This is a genomic window from Streptomyces sp. SID14478 (assembly GCF_010548525.1).
Lineage (GTDB): Bacteria > Actinomycetota > Actinomycetes > Streptomycetales > Streptomycetaceae > Streptomyces.
The window spans coordinates 20,760-27,367 of the sequence record NZ_JAAGMG010000345.1 but is presented as its reverse complement, the minus strand read 5'-3'; the positions used below and the strand labels follow the sequence as shown (position 1 = coordinate 27,367).

Sequence of the window (6,608 nt, the reverse complement as noted above, 5' to 3'; positions counted from 1 at the left end):
GCCAGCGTCAGCAGGGCCTGCTTGCCGGCCGTCAGCCGGCGCCAACGGCTCCCGATCCGGCGGCGATGCGCACGAAGACGGTCAGCGAGGAAACGCAGGGAACGACTGGACACGTCCAGGCCACACGGGTAGACAAGCACACGAAGCCTCTGGTCGGGCGAGGGAATCTTGGTCGTGAACCCGTCTACCAGGGGCTTCACCCACGTGTCAGCTCAACAGCCCGCCTCGCAGCGCAAGTTGGCAAAGCCTCAATGCCATCCAGCTACACAAGAAGTGGTCCAGAGTGCGAGACGTGACGCCGGCATCCGACCTTCGCGGCGACTGCTCCTGAAGCGCTCAGTGCTGTGTTCCTGGCGGGAGAATTTGGCGGCTCAGTGCTGGCGTGGAAGCCGCTTGATCTGTTCTCGCTGCAGATCGGTGAGCGCCCCGCGCACAGGCGCCTCGACGAGCTCCGGACGGGGCCCGCCGACAGAGCCCATTGCCAACAGCACTACCGATCCGGCGCGCGCGACGGTGAACACGGAGCCAGCAGCGCGTGGATGCTTGGCGTCGGTCTTGTTCACGACCCGGTAGGACACCGCTTCGTCGCCCAGGTTCTTCGGGTCGGCGTACCGCGTGACCTTCCAGTCCACTGCGTCCTTGCTGTGCCAGCCGGGGCACGCGTGCAGGTCGGCGCGGAGGTTGCGGATGACCGCCTGGGCATCCGCGTAGCGGTGAGCCTGCACGTCCAGCATCAGCGGCCCGGGCGCCGCCGGCCGCGTGTATTTGTCATCGCGTTTGTCGAAGGCCCCCCTCAGCTCCTGCGCAGTGGCCGCGGGCCGGGTCTGCTGCCCGTAGGCAAGGCCCACGTTCCCGCACGCCGGTTTACCGCTTGGCAGGTCCTGCAAGTCGATCACCGGCTTGGAGCCCAGGTCGGTGATGTCGAAAGGCCCGTGGTCCTTCTCGCCGAGTACCGCCTGCTTCAACTGCGCCTGCGACAGCGTCTGCCGCGTCACCGGCGCAGCGGACTGCGCCGCGGCGGCCTTCGGCTGCCCGCCGCTGCATCCGCACCCGGTGACAGCGACGACTCCCGCGGTCAACGCGCCCAGGGCCGCCCGTCTGGCGGCATCACTCATCTGCATGTTCCCCACCCCATGTCCCACGCGTCCCACGCGCGGAGAGTGAATGACCCTACAGGGTCGACTGACTGCCGTCGTGCAGACCGTCATTGAGTCCTGCTTCCTCGCCTCGCCGGAAGTCTTACTGATTGTTTCAGGGTGAGACGTGCTGGCCGGGAGAGGCGTCGGACGACGGGGGCTGCGGAGAAATGGTCGGGCAGGCGTACTGACTGCTGCTGTACAACGATCGCTATGAGCTGGGTGGCGAACGTGATGATCTCGATTGATGTGGCGGACAGGACAGGCGCGGAGGCGTTGAGCGAGTGGTTGCGGACGGACGCCCCTCGTCGTGCTCATTGCGAGACCTACGGAGTCGGCTTCTTGAAACTGCTCACGAGTCCTGAGTCCCATGCCTGGGGTGGGTGGAAGAACCCGGAGTGCGAGGTGTGGGCGGGGGTGTTGAACCATGCCGATCTGGACGCTCTCAGGCAGCGCGTGTTCGAGATGCCGTGGCGTGAGCCGAAACTGGTACAGCTGTTGGTGATGGATCAGGAGGAGGGGTTCTTCCGCATGTGGATGATCAGGGGTGGCAGTTTGCGGCAGTTCGCACCTCTGGAGCCGAACGAGGAGGACGACGGCTTCTATCAGAGCTGGTGAGGTGGGCCAGTAGCCGGCGCCGTGCTTGCTCTGGGCGGTCCGGTCTCGCGTGGACGGTGCCACACGGGCGGGCAGGGCGGCGAGCAGCCGTAAGGAGGGGGGTGTTGCTCAGACATGGAGGGTTCCCGCTGGGAGGTTGTGGTCCGGGGGGCCAGGGCTCTGTTGTTTGAGGTGGAGGGGTCCGGGGCGTTGGTCGTGTGCGTGCTGCCGCACCGGTGGGGTCGGAGTAGCTGACCGACAGCCGGTCCTGGAACCGGGCGGCGTGGCCGCCGCGGCACCGGCCGGCCGTGGGCCGGGCGGCCGGTGCCGCCAGCCTGCAACGGGCTGGGTCTAACTTCCAGGCTGCTGTGTCTGCTCCATTCTTCGCTCCTCGTAGTGGTCTGCTCGTAGGGCGCGCCGGTACTGACGGCGCCCCCGTTCTCGGCCTCATGGTGTTGGGGAGGTGGGGGAGTTGGTGGGGTTGTCAGGCGGTGGGTGTCCAGTCGTGGGGGTGGAGGGTTTGGGTGGTGGGGTTGTGGTGGTGCAGGCGTTTTTCGTGTGCGCGGGTCAGTGCCCAGGCCAGGGTGGTGAGGGGGAGGGCGGTCCAGGTGAGGTAGAGGGGGGTGCGGTGGGTGTGGAGGCCGGTGAGGGTGAAGGTTGCGGCGAGGGTCATGGCGAGGGTGAGGTGCCAGCACAGCAGTTGGGCGAGGCGGCGGGTCAGTGTGGTGGCGGTGTGGGTGTTCACCGGGTCTCCTGGCGGTGGTGCCGGGCGGGGGCGCGGCAGGGTGGTGGTGCCGGACAGGAGTGGGGGGAGGTGGTGCGGGTGGTGTGTGGGGGTGTGGTTCACAGTGCCCGGAGTCGCCGGGGTGACGCGTGCCTGTTACAGCCTTTCTGGAAAGTCCGTTATGTGTGGGGAAGTTGGTGTGCGAATCGTCATGAATGGTGATGGAATGGCTGATTCCGTTGGCCTGGGCCTGGCGTGAACTAGAGGGGAGTGCAGTCTTTCTTCCGGTCTCCGGCGGTCTTCTGTCAGTTTTGAGACAGGTTTCCGTGCGTGTTGTGCGCTGTTGCCGCAGCCGGCTGACGTGATCACGGCTATGTATCCGTGTATGGCGGTTTTGGGCCGGGGGAGGGGAGGGGCTTGTTCCGGCCCGTGTGATGCGGGTGTTCGGGGGCACCGCGGGGCGACTTGTGTGGTTTCTGTGTCAGGTTGTGGGCTCCTCGTGACCACTGGGGTCTGCGGGGAGTGTCTTCCTGTGGGGGGAAGTCTTGAAATCACGCACCTGGGGTGCGCCGCTGTCGCGCGCCCAGAACCGTTCCAGACTCGCGGCCCTGTCTGTCCTGGCCACGGGCGCTGTGACCCTGTCGCTGCTGCCGGCCGCCGGTGCGGTGGCGGCTGATGACCCGTCCTCGGCGTGGGGCAAGGACGCGCCGTCGTTCTCGATGCCCCAGGTGAAGGTCGGCTCGAACGAGGCGCCCGCGACGAAGGCCGAGGCGGCTCCGTCCCTTGAGGTCGCTGCCTGGCGTGCCGGGCAGAAGAGGCGTGCGCAGGGCGGCACTTCCGCTGGCACTCGCAGCGCAGAGGCGGCCGATACGACATACGTCCCTCAGGGGCAGGGCAAGGTGCCCTGGCACCGCTACAGCGACTTCGCGATCACTGACGCGCTCAGCGCGCACGTCGACTTCTCGACCGGCAACCTGATGCTGACCGCCACCGACTTCCAGGTCGCCGGCGTCGGCCAGAACCTCACGCTGGCGCGCACCTACAACTCCCTTGATGCGCCGTGGGGGAAGGTGTCCCAGCGGTGGTGGCAGCAGTACGAGCGCTACCTGCAGTTCAACGACACCGAGACCGTCCTCTACGACGCCTCGGGCGACAGTCTGCGTTTCTCCAAGAACGCGGACGGCACCTTCAAGACGCCCTCGGGCTACTCGAAGGACCTGAAGAAGAACGCGGACGGCACGTTCACGGTCACCGACTGGAAGTCGGGGTCGAAGGACACCTACGACGCGAACGGCTGCCTGACCAAGGTCACCGACCGCAACAAGGGCACCATCACCGTCACCCAGCATGACGAGGGCAGCGAGCACAAGGGCTTCCGGCTCACTGAGAACCGCTCCGGCCGCTGGATCGACCTCTACAAGACGGACGCGTCGCAGTGGCAGGCCAAGGACAACTCCGGCCGCACCGCGGTCTTCGGCCTCGATCCGTCCGGCAACCTGGCCCGCACTACGGATGCCGAGGGCAAGACCACCACCTTCGACTACGACTCCTCCCGCCGCCTCACCAAGATCACGACGGCGGAGGGCCGGGTCACGGCATTCACCTACGACGACGTGAACCGGGTCAGGTCGATGCTGCGCGAGACTGGTGTCAGCGGTTCCCACACCGGTCCGACCTGGACCTATGACTATGAGGCGGCGTCGCCGACAGCGGCCGGGACGACGACCGTCACCGACCCCGAGTCCCACGCGACGAAGTACAAGCACGACGCCGACGGTGAGGTCAGCGACGTCACCGACGCGCTGGGCCGTGACCGCTCGACGAAGTTCGACGCGAACCACAACATCGACACCTCCACCGACGCCATGGGCACCGGCACCGGCGGGAGCGGCGGCAACGTCGCAGACTACGGGTTCACCACCCGTAACAACCTCGCCACGGTCAAGTCGCCCACGGGCGGGCAGTCGGTGACGAACTGGCAGACCATCGCGGGCGGCGACGTGCCCAAGGACGCCACCAACGCTGACGGTGAGAAGACGACCTACGGCTACGACACGGCCGGCAACACGATGTCGGTCGCGCAGAGCGGTACCGGCGGCGGCAACGTCTCCCTCACCCGTAACAAGACCACCCCGACCTGTGAGGGTTTCGAGGGGCAGGTCTGCACGCAGGAAACCAAAATGACGGCCTCCAAGACGGTGAAGACCTCGTTCACCTATGACGGCCAGGGCAACCTCAAGACCGTCAAACCACCGTCCCCGCTGGGCGAGACGACCTACACCTACGACAGCCTGGGCCGCACCGAGACGCTGACCGACGGCCGGGGCATCAAGAAGGTCTTCACCTACGACAACCTGGACCGCATCAAATCCGTCTCGACCACCCACGACACGGTCCGCTACTACTACGACGGTGACGGCAACCTGCGCCAGCGCGACGACTCCACCGGCACCGTCAAGTACCAGTTTGACCCGCTGCAGCGCGAGACGGTCCGCACCCTGCAGGACGGCTCCCAGACCCTCCTCGCGTACACCCCGGCCGGGAACGTCGACTTCTACCAGGACCCCGCCGGGAAGACCGACTACACCTGGAACGAGGTCAACACCCTCTCCAGCCTGAAGGACCCGCAGGGCCGGGTGACGTCGTTCGAGTACAACCGCAACGACAAGCGCACCGTCACCCACTACCCGGGTGATGTCACGCAGACCTTCGGTCTGGACAACTCGATGCGGCCCAAGACGGTCAAGGCGGCCAGCAAGTCCAAGGGCACCCTGGTCGACCTCGCCTACACCTACGGCTACGGCACCGACGCCAAGACCGACGGCGACAAGATCCGTACCAAGACCGACAACGCCGCCGGGTTGAAGACCACCTACCGCTACGACGGGGCGGGCCGCTTCGCCTTCGCCGAGGAGAAGAAGGGCTCCGCGGTCAACTCCTCCTGGCTGTACTGCTACGACCTGGCAGGCAACCTCACCTCACAGGGCACGGCCGACGGCTGCCCCGGCGGTTCCACCTACACCCTCAACGACGCCCAGCAGATCACCTCCAAGAACGGCTCGAGCGCCAACTGGTCCTACGACCAGGCCGGCAATGAGACGGCCGGCGCCTCGACCCCGGAAGGCACCCGCACCGGCGAGACGTGGTCGGACCACAGCCAGCTCACGTCCCTCACCGTCGGCGGGAAAACATCCACCGGCCAGTACGGCTCCACGGACCAGGCCGAACGCATCCGCCTGGGCGACACCTACTTCCACAACGGCCCCCTCGGCCTCGCCGGAACATCAACAGCCGGAGTGGACACGGGATTTGTCCGCGAGTCCGGGGGCACACTGAATTCCATGACCCGCAGCGGGAAGGCGTACTACTACCTCACCGACGCCATCGGCTCCGTCATCGGCACCACCGACGAGACCGGCGCGAAGGTCAACACGTACGCCTACAGCCCCCGCGGCGTCACCCGCACCACTCTGACCAGCGAACAGGTCACCCAGCCCTACCAGTTCGCCGGCGGCTACCACGACTCGAGCGGGCTCTACCACTACGCGGCCCGGTACTACGACCCCAACATCGGCCGCTTCACCCAACCCGACCCCTCCGGCCAGGAACAAAACCCTTACCTCTACGCCGCAGGCGACCCCGTCAACCTTATCGACCCTGAGGGAACAGACGTTTGCTCTAACAAGGTTGCCTCGTTCCTCATCGGCCCTGCCTACTGTGGTAGCAAGAAAACGCGCTCCACTATCCGCAAGGGATCGAACGGCGTGGTGGTAGGAACGACTATCTGCGCAGCTGCCACAGAAGGTTTCTCGCCGTGCACACCGGTAGCTGCGGCCGCGGGGGCTATGACGTGGATAACGACGTTGCGTGACTAGCAGAGCTGGGATCCGGGCTCGGGTGCAGCTTGAGCCCGGATCCCAGCCGCGAGAGGAAAAATTGAAGAATCGCAATCTGATGTGGCTTTTCGCTGCAGTGTGCCTCGTGCTGAGCATTCTTCTGCTCGTCGGCCCGGGCGGTAAATCTTCCATCTCGTATCTTGCGGGCGGGGCCCTCGCTGTTCTTGCCGTGGTCAATGCGATGGGAGCTCTACGGCGAGGCAAGCGCGGCCGTTCCTAACCTCACAACCACGCAGGGAGCGGGTACTCATCGTG

General features: G+C 66.1%; 4 protein-coding genes and 1 pseudogene. 2 read left to right on the top strand and 3 right to left on the bottom strand.

The window, feature by feature from the left end; genetic code table 11:
* Positions 1-140 (bottom strand): annotated as a pseudogene (locus tag G3I40_RS11480) (IS5/IS1182 family transposase); the annotation flags it as partial.
* 231 nt (positions 141-371) lie between these two features.
* A complete protein-coding gene (locus tag G3I40_RS11475) occupies positions 372-1,115 on the bottom strand; it encodes a hypothetical protein (RefSeq protein ID WP_164302058.1) in 744 nt (247 codons plus the stop codon).
* A gap of 234 nt (positions 1,116-1,349) precedes the next feature.
* Here G3I40_RS11475 and G3I40_RS11470 point away from each other — a divergent pair, with 234 nt between their 5' ends.
* Entirely contained in the window at positions 1,350-1,754 is a 405-nt protein-coding gene (locus G3I40_RS11470; RefSeq protein WP_164302057.1) for a squamosa promoter-binding protein 15, read from the top strand.
* Positions 1,755-2,217: 463 nt separating this feature from the next.
* Here G3I40_RS11470 and G3I40_RS11465 read toward each other — a convergent pair whose 3' ends face one another.
* On the bottom strand, positions 2,218-2,478 hold the full coding sequence (locus G3I40_RS11465) for a hypothetical protein (RefSeq protein ID WP_164302056.1): 261 nt from the start codon (positions 2,476-2,478) through the stop codon (positions 2,218-2,220).
* 698 nt (positions 2,479-3,176) lie between these two features.
* On the opposite strand from G3I40_RS11465, the gene G3I40_RS11460 reads away from it, so the two are divergent.
* Positions 3,177-6,332 carry an RHS repeat-associated core domain-containing protein gene (locus tag G3I40_RS11460; protein WP_164302063.1) on the top strand — a complete coding sequence of 1,052 codons (3,156 nt, stop codon included), beginning with the start codon at positions 3,177-3,179 and terminating at the stop codon, positions 6,330-6,332.
* Positions 6,333-6,608: the final 276 nt, after the last annotated feature.

Bases quoted from the DNA above. Each gene is read 5' to 3' on its own strand.
- G3I40_RS11470 (WP_164302057.1), top strand. From the start codon at position 1,350: ATGAGCTGGGTGGCGAACGTGATGATCTCGATTGATGTGGCGGACAGG.
- G3I40_RS11475 (WP_164302058.1), bottom strand. From the start codon at position 1,115: ATGAGTGATGCCGCCAGACGGGCGGCCCTGGGCGCGTTGACCGCGGGA.
- G3I40_RS11460 (WP_164302063.1), top strand. From the start codon at position 3,177: ATGCCCCAGGTGAAGGTCGGCTCGAACGAGGCGCCCGCGACGAAGGCC.